15 protein-coding genes are annotated in these 14,774 nt (G+C 63.8%); 10 read left to right on the top strand and 5 right to left on the bottom strand.

Translation table 11 applies throughout. The features are described 5' to 3' along the window. Window positions 1–275: 275 nt before the first annotated feature. The 3 genes from LB538_RS27485 (at window position 276) to LB538_RS27475 (ending at window position 2,391) form a co-directional block, all read left to right on the top strand. Complete coding sequence (locus LB538_RS27485) at window positions 276–644, top strand: Hpt domain-containing protein (protein WP_224532042.1); 369 nt, start codon at window positions 276–278, stop codon at window positions 642–644. Window positions 645–745: 101 nt separating this feature from the next. Then, window positions 746–1,066 (top strand): 2Fe-2S iron-sulfur cluster-binding protein, encoded by a 321-nt coding sequence (locus LB538_RS27480; RefSeq protein ID WP_095765250.1) that lies wholly within the window; start codon window positions 746–748, stop codon window positions 1,064–1,066. Between the two features lie 293 nt (window positions 1,067–1,359). Next, complete coding sequence (locus tag LB538_RS27475; RefSeq protein WP_140841121.1) at window positions 1,360–2,391, top strand: NAD(P)/FAD-dependent oxidoreductase; 1,032 nt, start codon at window positions 1,360–1,362, stop codon at window positions 2,389–2,391. 4 nt (window positions 2,392–2,395) lie between these two features. Here the strand turns inward: LB538_RS27475 and LB538_RS27470 are convergent, their stop codons facing one another. Beyond that, window positions 2,396–3,880 carry an MDR family MFS transporter gene (locus LB538_RS27470; protein WP_224532041.1) on the bottom strand — a complete coding sequence of 495 codons (1,485 nt, stop codon included), beginning with the start codon at window positions 3,878–3,880 and terminating at the stop codon, window positions 2,396–2,398. 210 nt (window positions 3,881–4,090) lie between these two features. Beyond that, window positions 4,091–4,711, bottom strand: a complete 621-nt coding sequence (locus LB538_RS27465; RefSeq protein ID WP_095765253.1) for a DUF922 domain-containing Zn-dependent protease — start codon at window positions 4,709–4,711, stop codon at window positions 4,091–4,093. 84 nt (window positions 4,712–4,795) lie between these two features. Here LB538_RS27465 and folP point away from each other — a divergent pair, with 84 nt between their 5' ends. From folP to folK, 3 genes are read left to right on the top strand one after another with little or no spacing between them, the layout of a single operon-like run. Next, window positions 4,796–5,650 (top strand): dihydropteroate synthase, encoded by an 855-nt coding sequence (gene folP / locus LB538_RS27460; RefSeq protein WP_224532040.1) that lies wholly within the window; start codon window positions 4,796–4,798, stop codon window positions 5,648–5,650. Between the two features lie 2 nt (window positions 5,651–5,652). Next, the gene (gene folB, locus LB538_RS27455) at window positions 5,653–6,012 is read left to right on the top strand and encodes a dihydroneopterin aldolase (protein ID WP_095765255.1); all 360 of its coding nucleotides are present in this window, start codon (window positions 5,653–5,655) and stop codon (window positions 6,010–6,012) included. After that, the gene (folK, locus tag LB538_RS27450) at window positions 5,996–6,508 is read left to right on the top strand and encodes a 2-amino-4-hydroxy-6-hydroxymethyldihydropteridine diphosphokinase (protein ID WP_224532039.1); all 513 of its coding nucleotides are present in this window, start codon (window positions 5,996–5,998) and stop codon (window positions 6,506–6,508) included. The genes folB and folK overlap by 17 nt, the downstream gene beginning before the upstream one ends. A gap of 70 nt (window positions 6,509–6,578) precedes the next feature. Here folK and LB538_RS27445 read toward each other — a convergent pair whose 3' ends face one another. Beyond that, a complete protein-coding gene (locus LB538_RS27445) occupies window positions 6,579–7,127 on the bottom strand; it encodes a DUF924 family protein (RefSeq protein WP_224532038.1) in 549 nt (182 codons plus the stop codon). A 9-nt stretch (window positions 7,128–7,136) separates the two neighbouring features. Beyond that, a complete protein-coding gene (locus tag LB538_RS27440; protein WP_224532037.1) occupies window positions 7,137–8,972 on the bottom strand; it encodes a monovalent cation:proton antiporter-2 (CPA2) family protein in 1,836 nt (611 codons plus the stop codon). A gap of 140 nt (window positions 8,973–9,112) precedes the next feature. On the opposite strand from LB538_RS27440, the gene LB538_RS27435 reads away from it, so the two are divergent. The 3 genes from LB538_RS27435 to LB538_RS27425 all read left to right on the top strand — a co-directional run bounded on the left by LB538_RS27435 (window position 9,113) and on the right by LB538_RS27425 (window position 12,006). Next, complete coding sequence (locus LB538_RS27435) at window positions 9,113–10,096, top strand: AraC family transcriptional regulator (protein ID WP_095765259.1); 984 nt, start codon at window positions 9,113–9,115, stop codon at window positions 10,094–10,096. Between the two features lie 60 nt (window positions 10,097–10,156). Then, complete coding sequence (locus LB538_RS27430; RefSeq protein ID WP_224532036.1) at window positions 10,157–11,365, top strand: MFS transporter; 1,209 nt, start codon at window positions 10,157–10,159, stop codon at window positions 11,363–11,365. Between the two features lie 374 nt (window positions 11,366–11,739). Then, window positions 11,740–12,006 carry a hypothetical protein gene (locus LB538_RS27425; protein ID WP_224532035.1) on the top strand — a complete coding sequence of 89 codons (267 nt, stop codon included), beginning with the start codon at window positions 11,740–11,742 and terminating at the stop codon, window positions 12,004–12,006. 78 nt (window positions 12,007–12,084) lie between these two features. Here LB538_RS27425 and LB538_RS27420 read toward each other — a convergent pair whose 3' ends face one another. After that, on the bottom strand, window positions 12,085–12,981 hold the full coding sequence (locus tag LB538_RS27420) for a LysR substrate-binding domain-containing protein (RefSeq protein ID WP_224532034.1): 897 nt from the start codon (window positions 12,979–12,981) through the stop codon (window positions 12,085–12,087). Between the two features lie 260 nt (window positions 12,982–13,241). On the opposite strand from LB538_RS27420, the gene LB538_RS27415 reads away from it, so the two are divergent. Beyond that, entirely contained in the window at window positions 13,242–14,756 is a 1,515-nt protein-coding gene (locus LB538_RS27415) for a leucyl aminopeptidase (RefSeq protein ID WP_224532033.1), read from the top strand. Window positions 14,757–14,774 lie beyond the last annotated feature (18 nt).

Raw genomic sequence — 14,774 nt, 5'->3', positions numbered from 1 at the left:
CGCGGGACTTATGATTTTGGCCTGATTCTGGCCTGATTCTGGCTTGTCTATCCCGCGCAGGAGGCTGAAAAATGGACCTTCGTATCGTAATGACACACAGGGGTAAAGAAAACATGCATTCCGGGCGATACGTAAAACTTTAAATATAAGGTTAACGGAGACGTGATCCGGCTGCCTCCGTGACAACATTTTTCCCTGCAGTCGTTAACCCGTTGGCGACCGGGAGCGCCTATTTTCGTGGGCCCGTCTGCTCGCTTGATGGAGTTGCAGTGCGTATGCGTGGCGAAAGTGGTGTTGCGTTTTCCATGCCGGGAGGCGACGCCTCCGGAACGGCTGGAGCCCGACCGGTGGATCTCGGCCATCTGGCACGCCAGACAATGGGCGACCGCGACCTCGAACGCGAGGTGCTGGCGCTGTTCGTGCACCAGTCGCTGTCGGTCCGTGACCAGATCGCGGATGCCGACGCGAGGCAAAGGGTGCTTCTGGCGCATGGCCTGAAGGGCTCGGCGCGCGGCATCGGCGCCTTTGCGGTGGCCGACTGCGCGGCGATCATCGAAACCCAGCCGGAAGACGTCCGGGCGCTCAAGCGGCTCAGCACGCTGATCGAGGAAGTGCGCGACTTCATCGCCGGCATCAGCCGCTAGTATCCCGCCTTTCTGAAAAACGTCATTTCGTGGCGCTTTCGCGCCGCAGTTGACTTGTCCGGCAGAGTGATTATCCCGGCTGCGACTCCTCAGGTGACTTAATGACCAAGCTGACTTACATCGCCCATGACGGGACCCGGTTTGACGTGGAAGCCGAAAACGGCTCGACGGTCATGGAAAACGCGATCCGCAATGCGGTTCCGGGCATCGAAGCCGAATGCGGCGGCGCCTGTGCCTGCGCGACCTGCCATGTCTATGTCGACGAAGCATGGACAGCGGAGGTCGGCGAGCCGGAGGCGATGGAGGAGGACATGTTGGACTTCGCCTACGAGGTCCAGCCGAACTCGCGCCTCTCCTGCCAGATCAAGGTGCGCGACGCGCTGGACGGGCTGGTGGTTCGGGTCCCCGCGCGCCAGGGTTAAGGCGCGTCGATATTCAGGTGAGGCCGGCCTGCAAATGGCGACTTCCTGCGCTTCCGGCCTTTGCCGGCCGAAGCACTCACGAATGGCGTGGCGGTTAAAATAAGCTACGGCCGGCGTAGGCCGGTTCTCGGACGTCACCAGTTTGGTCGCTTCGCGCCCGTCTTCGACTCCGACTCGGCCTGACCTGAATCTCGACACACCTTGGCTGCTTCCCAATATTCTTTCGCGCCGGCAGCTTGGCAGCGGCCGATAGCTCATGCAGTCTCGCCGCATTCCCAATCAGGGCGCAGCGCATGACCGATACCATCAAAACGGACGTTCTCATTGTCGGGGCAGGGCCGATCGGCCTGTTCGCCGTGTTCGAGCTCGGTCTGCTCGACATGAAATGCCATCTGATCGACATTCTCGATCGTCCCGGTGGCCAATGCGCCGAGCTCTATCCTGAAAAGCCGATCTACGACATTCCAGGCTGGCCGATGATCTCCGCGCAAGGCCTGGTCGACAAGCTCATGGAGCAGATCCATCCGTTCAAGCCGGACTTCACCTTCAACCGCATGGTGTCGAGCCTTGAACAGCTGGAGGACGGCAGTTTCCGCGTCGCTACCGACGAAGGTGAATTGTTCGAGGCCAAGGTGGTGGTGATCGCCGCTGGCGGCGGCTCGTTCCAGCCCAAGCGTCCGCCCATTCCGGGCATTGAGGAGTACGAAGGCAAGAGCGTCTTCTATTCGGTCCGACGCATGGAGGAATTTCGCGGCCACGATCTCGTCATCGTCGGCGGCGGCGATTCGGCGCTCGACTGGACGCTCAACCTGCAGCCGATCGCCAAGAGCGTGACGCTGGTGCATCGCCGCCCGGAATTCCGGGCCGCGCCCGACAGCGTCAACAAAATGTATGCCATGCAGGAGATGAAGCAGCTCGAATTCCTGGTCGGCCAGGTCAGCGGCCTTGCCGGCGCCGACGGCCAGCTGTCATCGGCGACCATCAAGGGTGGTCCGGATGGCGACGTCGAGGTGCCGTGCACCCGCATGCTGCCGTTCTTCGGCCTCACCATGAAGCTCGGGCCGATAGCCGAATGGGGCCTTAACCTCAACGAGAACCTGATCCCGGTCGACACCGAGAAGTTCCAGACGTCGATCCCGGGCATCTTTGCCGTCGGCGACATCAACTGGTATCCAGGCAAGCTCAAGCTGATCCTGTCAGGCTTCCATGAGGTGGCGCTGATGGCGCAGGCCGCCAAGCGGATCGTCAGCCCGGGCGAGCGCATCGTCTTTCAGTACACGACCTCGTCGACCAGCCTGCAGAAGAAGCTCGGCGTGCATGATTGAGGCGTCATTCCGCAAGCGCGGGCGCGGTTTGCTCGTCGTGGCCGCGCAGTTCCTTTTCGGGCATCAAGCCCAGCGTGATCAGCGCCAGAACGAGCGTTGCTCCGGCGGCGACAAAGATCATCACGAACGGCAACGCCGATGCCGGTTGGATATGCGTCTGCGAGCCTTCTGAGGACAGTGGCAGTCCGTAGCCGAGCGCGACGGCGCCGAGCATGGCCACGCCGAGCGCGCCGCCCAGCGTGCGCAGGAAGGTCAGAACGCCCGTCGCGACACCGAGATGCGCGCGATCGACAGCATTCTGGACCGAGACGGTGGCAACCGGGAATGTCGTTCCGCTGCCCAGGCCGATCAAAGTGGTCAGGATTTCCACCTCGATCAGCGAGGCGTGTTCCGCAATGGCACTGAGCACGCCAATGCAAACGATGGCCAAGCCGACGCCGATCATGGCGATGCGCTTATAGTGGACAAAGCGCGGGATCGTGCGGCCGCTGAAGGTCGCGCCGGCGACCGTGCCGAGCAGGAGGCCGAGCATCGCGGTGCCGGATTCGCTGACCGAAAGCCCGACGACCGATTGCAGATAGACCGGCAGGTATACCGACGCGCCGATATTTGCGGCCTGCAGGAGGAACATCGACAGTGTGCCGGCGAGCACGATCGGGTTGCCCAAGACTTCGAGCGAGATCAAAGGCTCGGCCGCCTTAAGCAGCCTGAGCGCGAAGAAGGCCCAGAACACCACCGAGCAGGCAACCAGCCCAAGGATTTCGCGGGAAAACCACGGATAGGCACTGCCGCCCCAGCTGAGCGCCAGGAGCAGAAGCGTTGTGGCGATTACCAGCAGCACGGCGCCCAAGCCGTCGATGCGATGGTTCTTGGCTGCGACCGGCAGCTTCTTCAACGGGTTGTTGATGATGGCCATGGCCAGGAAGCCGATCGGCAGGTTGATCCAGAAGATCAGCGACCAGTGCAGATGCTCGGCAAACACGCCGCCGAGCAGCGGGCCGGCGACGCTGGCGACCGCCCATGTGCCTGCGATCCAGGCCGCATAGCGGGCGCGCTCGCGCGGCGGCACGAGGTCGCCGATGACCGTCTGGGCCAGCGCGAAGAGACCGCCGCCGCCGGCGCCCTGGATGGCGCGGCCGATGACCAACACCAGCATGTTGGGAGCAAGCGCGCTGACCAGCGACCCGAGCAGGAAGACGAGGATGGCGGCGTAGATGACGGGGCGGCGCCCGTAGACATCGGAAATCTTGCCGTAGAGCGGCGCCATCGCGGTCGCGGTCAGAAGATAGCCGGTGACGATCCACGGCAGATATTCGGCATGGCCGAGCGCGCCGGCGATCGTCGGCAGGGCAGGGGCTACGATGGTCTGATCAAGGGCCGCCAGCAGCATCGATAACAGCACGCCGCCGATGATGGCATTCTTCTCGCTCTCGCTCATCATCGGCGCGGCTTTCGACGCCATCGCCTGGTTCTCGACGGTCTGGTCCATGCGTCATTCTTTCAAAGGCTGGTGCTTGGTGCGCCAAGACGGCTTTGGCCGGTCGCACCTGTCATTTCTCATCGTGGACCCGAGGCTTTGGCGCTTCGAACCCGCATTATGTCGTTCGATATAGGCCGATTTCGACCATCACTCGAAAGTTTTTCCGGTCTGGCACCATGCTTGGATGAAATTGGCCCCGGACAGGGCTCGGCTCTCAAGTCAAGGCGGCGGCAGCTGGCCGGCTTCGACACGCTCCATCCGGTAGCGCATCAGCCGAAGGATACGGCTTTCGAAATTGACGCTCTCGACGCGGTCGAAGCGGACCTGGTCCTGATCGTGCCTGGCGAGCTCGGCTGCCTGGACCGCGGCGGCGTTGAGCTTCGCCTGCTCGCAGGTCTTTTGCGGTGGGAGTGCCTTCAGCGCATCCTCGAGCAGGCGCGCATGGTTCTTGGCGATCTCGACATGGCGCTCCTCATGCCGCTTGATGTCGGCCGAGAGCGTATCCCAGACCAGCCTGACGCCGGGATCGGATTTGCGCGGGCGCCGCCATTCGGGGAGGATTACCTTGACCTTCAAGGTGACGGCCGCGTCGGCGATGCGGCAGGACCCGGCGCTCTGCGCGTAGCTGATGCGGGTGGTGAAGGCCATTTGCGTGGCGCCGGGATGCCGCGAGCCGGTGCTCTTCACCTCGGGGCCGTTTCTCGACAGCTGGTTCTGGATATCGTCGAGCGTGCGGCCGCCGACGCTGAAATAGCTGTAGGTCTTGACCAGACTGGCCGCGCCCGCCGGCAGGGCAGTGAGCGAGAGCATCAGGGCGCAGAGCAGGGAGCGGTTCATCATATTGCCTCTTCACGCACCTTGCTTTAGGGCCGTCGCCAGCGCAACGGAATTGATTTCGCGCGGATCACGCATGGTTGATGGACAATGACGACAAGGCGATGGCAGCTGGCGCATGGACGCTATCTCGACCTCGGTCCGAAGGCGGTCGTCGCCGGCATCCTCAACGTGACGCCCGACAGCTTTTCGGACGGCGGCCTGTTCATCGCGCCCGAGAAGGCGCTGGAGCAGGCGCACCGCATGGTGAAGCAGGGCGCGGCGATCATCGACGTCGGCGGGGAATCGACGCGGCCCGGTTTCGCCCCGATCTCCGCCGAGGAAGAACAGGCGCGCGTGCTGCCGGTCATCGCGGCGCTCGCCGCTTCCGGCGAGGCGCTGATCTCGGTCGACACCTATCGCGAGGACACCGCGCGGCTTGGCGTCGCCGCCGGCGCCCATATCGTCAACGACGTCTGGGGGCTGCAGCGTGAGCCGGGCATCGCGCGCGTCGCGGCCGAGACAGGCGCCGGGCTCGTCATCATGCATACCGGGCGCGAACGGCAGAAGCTGCCCGATGTGATCGAGGACCAGTTCCTGTTCCTGCGCAAATCGCTGGAGATCGCGCGCGCCGGCAATGTCGCCGACAGCCAGATCGTGCTCGATGCCGGCTTCGGCTTCGCCAAGGAAACGGCGGAGGAAAACCTCGACCTGATGGCGCGTTTTTCCGAGCTTCAGGCGCTCGGCTACCCGTTGATGGCCGGAACCTCGCGCAAGCGCTTCATCGGCACCGCCACCGGGCGCGATCCCGCGGAACGGGCTGCCGGCACGGCGGCCACCAGTGTCATCCTGCGCTTGAAGGGAGCCGACCTGTTTCGCGTCCACGATGTCGCAATCAACGTGGATGCGCTGGCGGTCACCGATGCTATGCTTCAACGCGAAACCGAGCTTCCTCCCGGACACTGATCATGTACCTCATCCGCATGAAGAACTGCGCCTTCTTCGCCCGCCACGGCGTGCTGGACGAGGAGGAGACGCTTGGCCAGCGTTTCTACGTCGATGCCGAGCTGACGGTCGAGCCCAGCCGGCCGCTGACTGAGGATTCCATCGAAGACACCGTCAATTATGGCGTCGCCTTCTCGGTTATCGAAAAGATCGTGACCGGACATCGCCGCTTCCTGATCGAGGCGCTGGCGCTGGAGGTGGCGAAGGCGCTGACAGCGCGATTCTCGCAGATCAGGAAAGCCGCGATCACCGTGCGCAAGCCGAACGCCCCGGTGCCGGGCGTGCTCGATCATGTCGAGGTGACCGTTGTCTGGCCAGAATAGCGCCGTCTATCTCAGTCTCGGCGGCAATCTCGGCGAGCCGGCGAAGTCCATGGCCGCGGCATTGCGCATGCTGGACGGCGACGACACGACGCGCGTCACCGCCGTCTCATCGCTCTACCGCACGCCTCCTTGGGGCAAGCTCGACCAGCCCGATTTCCTCAATGCCGCCGCCGCGATCGAGACGGCGCTTTCGCCACGCGCGCTGCTTGAGCTTTGCCTCGATGTCGAGAAGCGGCTGAAGCGCGTGCGCGAGGAGCGCTGGGGGCCGCGCCTCATCGATATCGACATCCTGGTGTTCGGCGACCGGGTGATCCATGAGACCGGGCTCGAAGTGCCGCATCCGCGCATGCTGGAGCGCGCCTTCGTGCTGGCGCCGCTGACCGAGATCGCGCCAGGGCTTTCGGTCGGCGGCAGGAGCGTGTCGGAACGGCTCAAAGCCGTCGATACGTCCGGCATTGAGCGGCTGCCTTCGGGCCGCGAATGGTGGCTCGGCTGATTTTGCATTGTCGCAATTCCGGACGGAAAACCGCCCACACTTTTCCTGGAATTGCTCCGAAGCCGGCCGGTCAGCCGGAAAACCCGCCGCCGTCCAAAAATGCCTGCTCCTCGGCCGTCGTCGCACGGCCGAGCATGCGGTTGCGGTGCGGAAAGCGACCGAAGCGCTGGATGATCTCCAGATGCTCATTGGCGTATTTAAGATAGTCCGGCGCTCGCTCGGCGGTGAGTTCCACCGACCGTTCCTGATCCGCCAGCAATTCGGAATGCTCGAACGGCAGATAGAGGAAGACGCGAAACAGTTCTTCCAGCTCGAGGTCCTGACCGACGGCGATTGCCCTGTCGGCGAAGTATCTGGCGAGCGGATCGGTCGCGTACATGTGGCCGGTGCCGCGGAAGCAGTTGCGCGGGAACTGATCGAGCAGGATCATCAACGCCAGCGATCCTTCGGCATGCGCATTCCAGTCGTCGCATTCGCGCCGCGCAGCGGCGTAATGCAGCTCGAGAAAGCGGCTGCGGAAATCGGCGTCGAAGGCGTCGCTCTTTTCGAACCAGGCGTCCTCGCCGGCGTCGCGCCAGAATTTGATGACCGAAAGCGCTCGCGGATCGAGCTCTGCCATATTTGCCCCTCAGTTCTTGGTCTCTGCCTGGTTCAGCACGACGGCGGTTTCCTGGTTCAGCGCGCGGCCGGCGCGGCGCGGCTGCGTAAGCGGCGTCGGGATCGGAGTGCCTATATTGCCCTTGAGGAAACGCTGGCCGGCGCGCACGCCCTCGGCCAATTGCGTCTCGAAGCGCGCTTCGTCGCGGCGTCGCACATCCTCGATGACTTCGGCGACCTCCTCGGGATCGACGCCAAGCGCCTCCAGCGCGGAGCCGCCGAAGACCAGCGCCGATTCGAAGGTCTCGCGCAGCTGATAGTCGACGCCGGCGCGCACGAGCTGCAGCGCGGTGCCGCGGTCGAAGGCGCGCGCCAGGATGGTGACCAGTGGAAATTCGGCCTTGATAAGCTGCGCGATGCGCACGGCGGCGTCGGGCTTGTCGACGCAGATCAGCACCGCGCGGGCGCGCCCGGCGCCAGCCGCATGCAGGATGTCCAGCCTCGTGCCGTCGCCGTAATAGACTTTGAAGCCGAAATCGGCCGCCGCCTGAATCATCTCCACCTCGTTGTCGATGATCGAGACGTCCATCCCGCGCAGCAAAAGCGGCTGGCTGGCGATCTGGCCGAAGCGGCCGAAGCCGATGATCAGCACGCTGCCGGTGAGGCCGTCGGCGATGTCGACGCCGTCGAGGGACTGCTCGTCGCGCGGGGTGAGGTAACGGAGCGCCAAGATCGCGAGCGGCGTCAGTACCATTGAGATGATGACGATGGCAGTCAGCGTGGCGTTGGCCTGGCCGTCGATGATGCCGACTGCGGCAGCGGACGAATAGAGCACGAAGGCGAACTCGCCGCCCTGCGCCATGAAGACGGCGCGTTCGAGCGCCTCGCGATGGCCGCTTTTCAGAATGCGCGCGACGACGTAGATGCCGAATGCCTTCATGACCATGTAGGCGACGACATAGATGGCGATGAGCCGCCAGTTCTGGGCTACGACGCCAAGGTCGAGCGACATGCCGACGGCGAGGAAGAACAGGCCGAGCAGGATGCCGCGGAACGGCTCGATATCGGCTTCGAGCTGGTGGCGGAAGGTCGATTCCGACAACAGCACGCCAGCGAGGAAGGCGCCCATCGCCATCGACAGGCCGGAGAGCTGCATGGCCAGGGCCGATCCCAGCACCACCAGCAGCGCCGCGGCGGTCATGACCTCGCGGGCGCGGGCATCGGCCAGGATGCGGAAGAGCGGATTGAGCAGGTAACGGCCGGCCACGACCAGTCCCACGATCGCGGCGATGCCGATCCCAACTTCGGTCAGCCGCTCCGAAAGGCTGGTTTCGGCGCCGCCCGGCGCTAGGAATGCGATAAGCGCGAGCAGCGGCACGATCATCAGGTCTTCGAGCAGCAGGATGGAGACGATGCGCTGGCCTTTCGGCGTGGCGATCTCGCCGCGCTCTTCGAGCAACTGCATGACGATCGCCGTCGAGGTCAGGACGAAGCCGGCGCCGGCGACGAAGGACTGCGCGATGGGAAAGCCTCCGGCCAGTCCGACGAGAGTGAGCAGGACTGCGCAGACGCCGACCTGCAAGGCACCCAGGCCAAAAATCTCGCGACGCAGGCCCCAGAGCCGCGACGGCTGCATCTCCAGCCCGATGATGAACAGGAACATGACGACGCCGAGCTCGGCGACGTGGAGGATCGCTTCCGATTCGGAAAAGATGCGCAGGCCGAACGGACCGATGACCACGCCGGCGGCGAGGTAGCCGAGGATCGAGCCCAGCCCCATGCGCTTGAAGATCGGCACGGCGACGACGCCCGCCGCGAGCAGCGCCACAACCTGCACCAGATCGCTGCTCGACGCTTCAACTGCCATGCCTGTCATCCCGTTGCTCGAAGCACTCCTTGCATGCCCCGGGAGCGAGAGGCAAGGGCGGGCGGACTGACTTGAAGGGTAGGGTACCGTTGAAGCGGCCTCCGCTTGCCTGCCGGACGTTCGGCATATACAGTAGCCGAATGCCTGACTATTCGTCCCGCCCGCCTCTGCATATCCCGATGGATGCGCTCAGCGAAGTCCTACAGGACTTTCGCTTGAGTGGGGTCAACTATGGCCGCTGCGAGCTCCGGCATCCATGGAGCATCGCCTTTCCGCAACAGAAGCTGCTTCGCTTTCACTTTGTCGGCCAGGGTCCATGCTGGATTTATACCGAGGCGGAAGGCTGGCAGGAGTTGCGCGATGGCGATCTGGTGCTGTTGCCGCAAGGCATCGCCCATCGGCTGGCTAGTGCGCCGGACGTTGTCGACGACTCGCTCGAGAGTTGCCAGGTTACCAAGTTGGGGAGCAATGTCTGTGAGGTGGTGCGGGAAGGGACGGGCGCGACAAGCACCCTTTTCTGCGGCTCCATGGCCCTGGGCGTCTGTGCGCTCAATCCACTGATCACGTTGATGCCATCTATTATCAAGGGGTGCGATGTGGCCGGCAACGATCCGGTCGTCCGTCCTTTGCTGGCGGCTATGACGGCGGAGGCCGCGCAACCGCAGATGGGCAGCGCCACGATTCTGTCGCGCATGGCGGACTTGCTGACCGCCCGGCTTATCCGCTGCTGGGTCAATTGCACTGGAGCTTCGACCACCGGCTGGCTTGCAGCCATCCGCGACCCCCATATTGGCCGCGCTCTGGCAGCCATGCATCGAGACCCCGGCCATAACTGGACCCTGGAAAGCCTTGCCGCCCTGGCAGGCCAATCGCGCTCGATTTTCGCCGAGCGCTTCAGCGCCGTGTTAGGGGAGGGCGCTGCCCACTATCTCGCCCGTCTGCGGATGCAGCTTGCCCGCGAGTTGCTCGGGCAAAACGGCCTGTCGGTTGCCGAGGTCGCTACCCGTTTGGGCTATGATAGCGAAGCATCCTTCGCGCGCGCGTTCAAACGGATCACCAATGTCTCGCCAGGCGTTGTGCGCCGCACAATTCCCGGACGAACGGACATGAATTTCGGATTATAAGGTACATATCATCCGAGAAGACTCGTCTATTGAAGACCTCCAGACTTTGGAGATCTTTCAGTGACAGACACAACATTACAGCTTGAAGACGCGGCGATAGACCTCGAGGACGCCGCGCCAGCCCCGTGGAACGCAGCCACCTGGTTTGCGGTCATTTCATTGGCGGCCACCAGCTTTGCCCTGGTATCAGCCGAATTCCTGCCGGCAGGCCTGCTGACGCCGATGGCGCGGGACCTCGGCATCAGCGAAGGAACCGCCGGACAGGTCGTCACCGCCACGGCTTCGGTCGGCGCCGTGACGGCCATGTTGAGCAATGTTCTCATCGGACGATTGAACCGCAAGACGGTGCTGGTTGGCCTCAGCGCCTTGGCGGTCGGTTCCAACCTCCTTGCCGCGCTAGCGCCCAATTTCTGGCTGTTGCTGCTGGGCAGGGCCGGGCTCGGAATCGCTCTCAGTGCGTTCTGGGCACTCTCGGTTGCCGTCGTGGCCAGGCTGGTCGGCGCCAACGCGACAGGTCGGGGCATGGGCATCGTCACCCTCGGCGTCTCGCTCGCCACCATCGCCGCCCCGTCAATGGGGGCGTTGATCAGCGACTGGCTGGGATGGCGCAGCGCCATGGCCTTGACGGCGGGATTGGCAGTGATTGCCATGCTGCTGCAATTGCTGAGCCTACCGACCTTGCCTGCGACGGCCAGCAATAGTCTGGCTGACGTATTTCGGCTGACACGGCGGCGCGGCATCCAACTCGGTATGCTTGCCATTCTTTTGCTGATGACGGGGCATTTTGCCGGCTCTGTTTATGTGCGCCCCTTCCTCGAACACGTGACGCTCCTCGCTACCGGGCCAATTGCCCTGGCCCTGCTCGGATTTGGCATCGCGGCTGTGATCGGCAACGTCGCCGGCGGCCGTATGGCCGACGCCAATATCCGCATGGCGCTCGCGGGCAACGCCGCATTGATGGCGTTTGCGGCGCTGGCATTGGTGCTTTGGGGCGTGCACATTGGCGTCGCGTTCACATTCGTCACGCTTTGGGGCTTGGCCTTCGGCATGGCGCCGGTCGTGCTGCCGACCAATCTGTCCCGCGCGGCACCTGATGCGCTGGAAGCTGCGGGTAGCCTGATGGTCGTCTCCTTCCAGGTTGCCATCACCATCGGCGCGGTTGTCGGCGGCTATGTCGTGGATACCCATGGCGCCACGGGACCTTTGACCCTTACCGCCGTCCTTGCCGCATTGACCGTCGTGCTGGCGCTGCTACAGCCTCGCGGGTGAACTTTGCTCCAGTTGACATGGAGCGTCTCATCGTTTCACGAAAACGGTGAGACGCACTATCTCTTTGTTTTCGGGGCTGAAAACCGTTTCGCACATTTCCTGGGATTGCTCTAAAGCCGTCGCGTCTGAATGGCCTCGTACGACGCGCTTTAGCTTGTTGCTTTATGCCTGTCGTCGACCCAAAACCGCTGCGCGCTTTGGGCGACATGCATCGGGCAGCCTCAACACGGACGCCGCGACGTTGCAGCCTAATTACACAAGTTTATGCGGTCTGGTCGTTGCTTCACGCCACAATCGGAGGTTATGGCACGTTCGGCTTCGGCCAGTGGAGGCAGCGGCGATGGGCGGCTGCCTTTTTTGAGGAGATGATTGACATGAAGAAGTTTTTGCTCGTTGCCGTGGGTGTTGCGGCGTTGGCCGGTTCGGCTTGCTCCAAGGGGCCGGAATGCACGCAGGAAATCGCCACCAAGAAGGCGCAGGACATGGCTGCCGCGCTCCAGGAAGCCATCACCAAGGATCCGAGCAAGGCGGCTGATTTGACCGCCAAGGTGCAGGCTGTGACGACGAAGTATCAGGGCGCCACGACGCTCGACGAAGCCTGCAAGGCCTATGACGAGCTGACCGCCACCATCAAGGGTTGAGCCCAGCCGTCGACAATGCGAAGGCGGTGGCCGGTTGGTCGCCGCCTTTTTCTTGCGCGGCGCTTCGGACAAGACGCGCTACGAGATACCCATCGTGCGCTTATGGTCGGCGATCTCGGCGAGCAGCCAATCCTGGAACAGGCCGGTGCCTGGCTTGTTTCCGATGCTGCGGCGCTGGTGCAGGTAGATTCCGGCGGGATAGGTGTGGCGGGCGCTGAACGGGGCGACAAGCTTGCCCTGCTGCAAAAGGTCCTGCGCCATCATGGTGTCGGCCAAAGCGATCCCCGCGCCGTTTATCACCTCGCGCATGATCAAAGTGCAGTCATCGAGTGTCGTGCTGGATTTCGGCGTGGCGTCCAGAACGCCTTCCTGTTCCAGCCAGCGCCGCCAGCGCATGCTCTCGCATTCGTGGATGAGGTGATGATTGACCAGATCGGCGGGCGTTCTGAGCGGCACCGGTCCCTCAAGCAGCGACGGCGCGCAGACCGGCGTCAGAACGAGCGGGATCAGCAGCGTCAGGGCCGGGCCGGCCTTGTAGACGAACTCGTCGACAATGGCCAAATCGAAGTTGGCGCGCTTGCCCGACGTCGAGATCTCCAGGTTCACGGACGGATGCAGCTTGCGGAAATTCGGCAGCCGGTCCGCCAGCCAAAGGTTCAAAACCGCCGGCACGCAGAGAACCCTGACCCGCTGGGTCCTGCCGTGACCATGGACGAAGCTGACATCGTCGGTGGCGCGCCAGATAGCCTCGAATGCTTCGGAGAGGCCGCGCGCATAATATGAGCCCCTGATGGTCGGTGTGATCTGGCGAAAGCCGCGCTCGAACAGCTCCTGGCCAAGGTTCTTCTCGAGCGCGCGGATGTGGCGGCTGACGGCCGAGGGCGTCAAATGCAGTTCTTCCGCTGCATCCTTGATGCTGCCGAGACGCGCGGCGGCCTCGAAAGCGCGCATGCCATTGAGTGAGGGCAGGGCCATTGCCCGATCATGAAATGTCAGTTGAGTTTTTGTCAATCGACTTGGGCAAAATTGGCGTTTGATCGCTTGACCGGTTCGGGGATACCCAAAAGGCAAGAGCGACCAAGTCGCCATCCGAAAACGATTGTTTGGGCACTCCGATGCCATTCCACCAGCGGCGGAAACCGGTATGACCGGCTTCCACCGAGGACCGGCGAAGCTTTGCGTATGACGCCAGCTGAGCCTCGGCGGGGCGCCCCAGAATGGGAGAATGAGCTTCTATGCCTCAGTCGCCGGCGCCGGTCTTTGAAGCGGCGGAGGAGATTTCCGCGGAAACCTCGGTCGTCGTGATCCTGCAAACCGCTCAAAACGGTTTTGGCTTCCGGGCAGCGGCGCTCGATGCTGAAATGGACGGGATCTTGTCCCGTGCGTGTTCCGAGCCGGCCGCGCTTGAGGAGTCCGGCGCCTGTGTCGATGTTATCGCCCCCAAGGCGATGTCGGCCCGGCGCGTGGTGGTGCTGGCTTTGGGCAAGGCCGAGGCCGTAACCCCGCTTTCGCTGGCGCGCGCCGGCGGTCTGCTTGCAGCGCACCTGGAAGGCAAGAGCGAATGCGCAGCTACCCTGATGCTGGACCCGCTCGCCGGCGTCGACCTGCCCGCAGCGGAAGTCCTGGCGCGGGTCGCGCTCGGCATGCGGCTGCGGCGCTATCGTTTCGACCTGCGCAACCGGCGTCAGGGAGCTGGCGCCGACCGCACTTTGCGGGTGCAATTGATCGGCGCGGCCGGTCCGGAGCTGAAGGCGGCGCTGGCACGGGTCAATGCCATCGCGGACGGCGTCGAATATGCGCGCACGCTGGTCAACTTGCCGCCGAACCATCTCCATCCCGACAATTTCCACGATCATCTGGAGCCGCTGCGCGAGACCGGCATCGATGTCGAGATTCTCGACACGGCGCGGCTGAAGGAGCTCGGCATGAATGCGATCCTGGCCGTCGGCTCCGGCTCGGCGCGACCGCCGCGCGTCGCGGTCCTGCACTATCGCGGCAAGGGCGCTCCCGCGCAGCCGCTGGCTTTCGTCGGCAAGGGCGTCTGCTTCGATTCTGGTGGTCTATGCATAAAGCGCGGCGAGCAGATGTTCGACATGAAGGCCGACATGGGCGGTGCCGCCGCCGTGGTCGGCCTGCTGATCGCGCTCGCCCGGCAAGGCAGCCCGGTGCATGCCGTCGGCGTGCTCGGCATTGCCGAGAACATGCCGTCCGGCACCGCGCTCAAGCCGCGCGACATCATCACGACGGCGTCGGGCCAGACCGTGGAAGTGTTCGACACGGATGCGGAAGGCCGGCTGATCCTGGCCGACTGCCTCTATTATACCGCTTCGCGCTTCAATCCCTCGGTGATCGTCGATCTGGCGACGCTGACCTATTCGGTGATGCGGGGCCTCGGCTCGGTCTTCGCCGGACTTTTCAGCACCGACGACACCATCGCCTCGCGCATGATCGCGGCGGGGGAAAAGGTCGGCGAGCGGTTCTGGCAACTGCCGCTCGACCGGGCCTATGACGAGGGGCTGCAATCGCCCTTCGCCGACATCCGTCACCACGCCAAGGACATGGAAGATGGCGACGCGCCCTATGCCGCGGCCTTCCTGCGCAATTTCACCGAAGACCGCCCTTGGGTGCATCTCGACATAGCCGGCAAGGAAATGGCCGACAAGGATCGGCCGCTGGGCCGGGAAGGCGCCACGGCCTTCGGCGTGCAGATGCTGGAAGAGTGGGTGCAGTCCGGCCGGGCAGCGAACTAGGCGACAGCGAGATGTCTT

This window comes from Mesorhizobium sp. Ca11 (assembly GCF_020165275.1).
Classification (GTDB): domain Bacteria; phylum Pseudomonadota; class Alphaproteobacteria; order Rhizobiales; family Rhizobiaceae; genus Mesorhizobium.
The sequence above is the reverse complement of the archived record's forward strand: the minus strand, read 5'-3'. Positions and strand labels throughout refer to the sequence as shown.

Coding starts and splice junctions, on each gene's coding strand:
- LB538_RS27475 (WP_140841121.1), top strand. CDS start 1,360: ATGACCGATACCATCAAAACGGACGTTCTCATTGTCGGGGCAGGGCCG.
- LB538_RS27445 (WP_224532038.1), bottom strand. CDS start 7,127: ATGGCAGAGCTCGATCCGCGAGCGCTTTCGGTCATCAAATTCTGGCGC.
- LB538_RS27425 (WP_224532035.1), top strand. CDS start 11,740: ATGAAGAAGTTTTTGCTCGTTGCCGTGGGTGTTGCGGCGTTGGCCGGT.
- LB538_RS27415 (WP_224532033.1), top strand. CDS start 13,242: ATGCCTCAGTCGCCGGCGCCGGTCTTTGAAGCGGCGGAGGAGATTTCC.
- LB538_RS27440 (WP_224532037.1), bottom strand. CDS start 8,972: ATGGCAGTTGAAGCGTCGAGCAGCGATCTGGTGCAGGTTGTGGCGCTG.
- LB538_RS27420 (WP_224532034.1), bottom strand. CDS start 12,981: ATGGCCCTGCCCTCACTCAATGGCATGCGCGCTTTCGAGGCCGCCGCG.
- folB (WP_095765255.1), top strand. CDS start 5,653: ATGTACCTCATCCGCATGAAGAACTGCGCCTTCTTCGCCCGCCACGGC.
- folP (WP_224532040.1), top strand. CDS start 4,796: ATGACGACAAGGCGATGGCAGCTGGCGCATGGACGCTATCTCGACCTC.
- LB538_RS27465 (WP_095765253.1), bottom strand. CDS start 4,711: ATGATGAACCGCTCCCTGCTCTGCGCCCTGATGCTCTCGCTCACTGCC.
- LB538_RS27470 (WP_224532041.1), bottom strand. CDS start 3,880: ATGGACCAGACCGTCGAGAACCAGGCGATGGCGTCGAAAGCCGCGCCG.
- LB538_RS27480 (WP_095765250.1), top strand. CDS start 746: ATGACCAAGCTGACTTACATCGCCCATGACGGGACCCGGTTTGACGTG.
- LB538_RS27435 (WP_095765259.1), top strand. CDS start 9,113: ATGCCTGACTATTCGTCCCGCCCGCCTCTGCATATCCCGATGGATGCG.
- LB538_RS27485 (WP_224532042.1), top strand. CDS start 276: ATGCGTGGCGAAAGTGGTGTTGCGTTTTCCATGCCGGGAGGCGACGCC.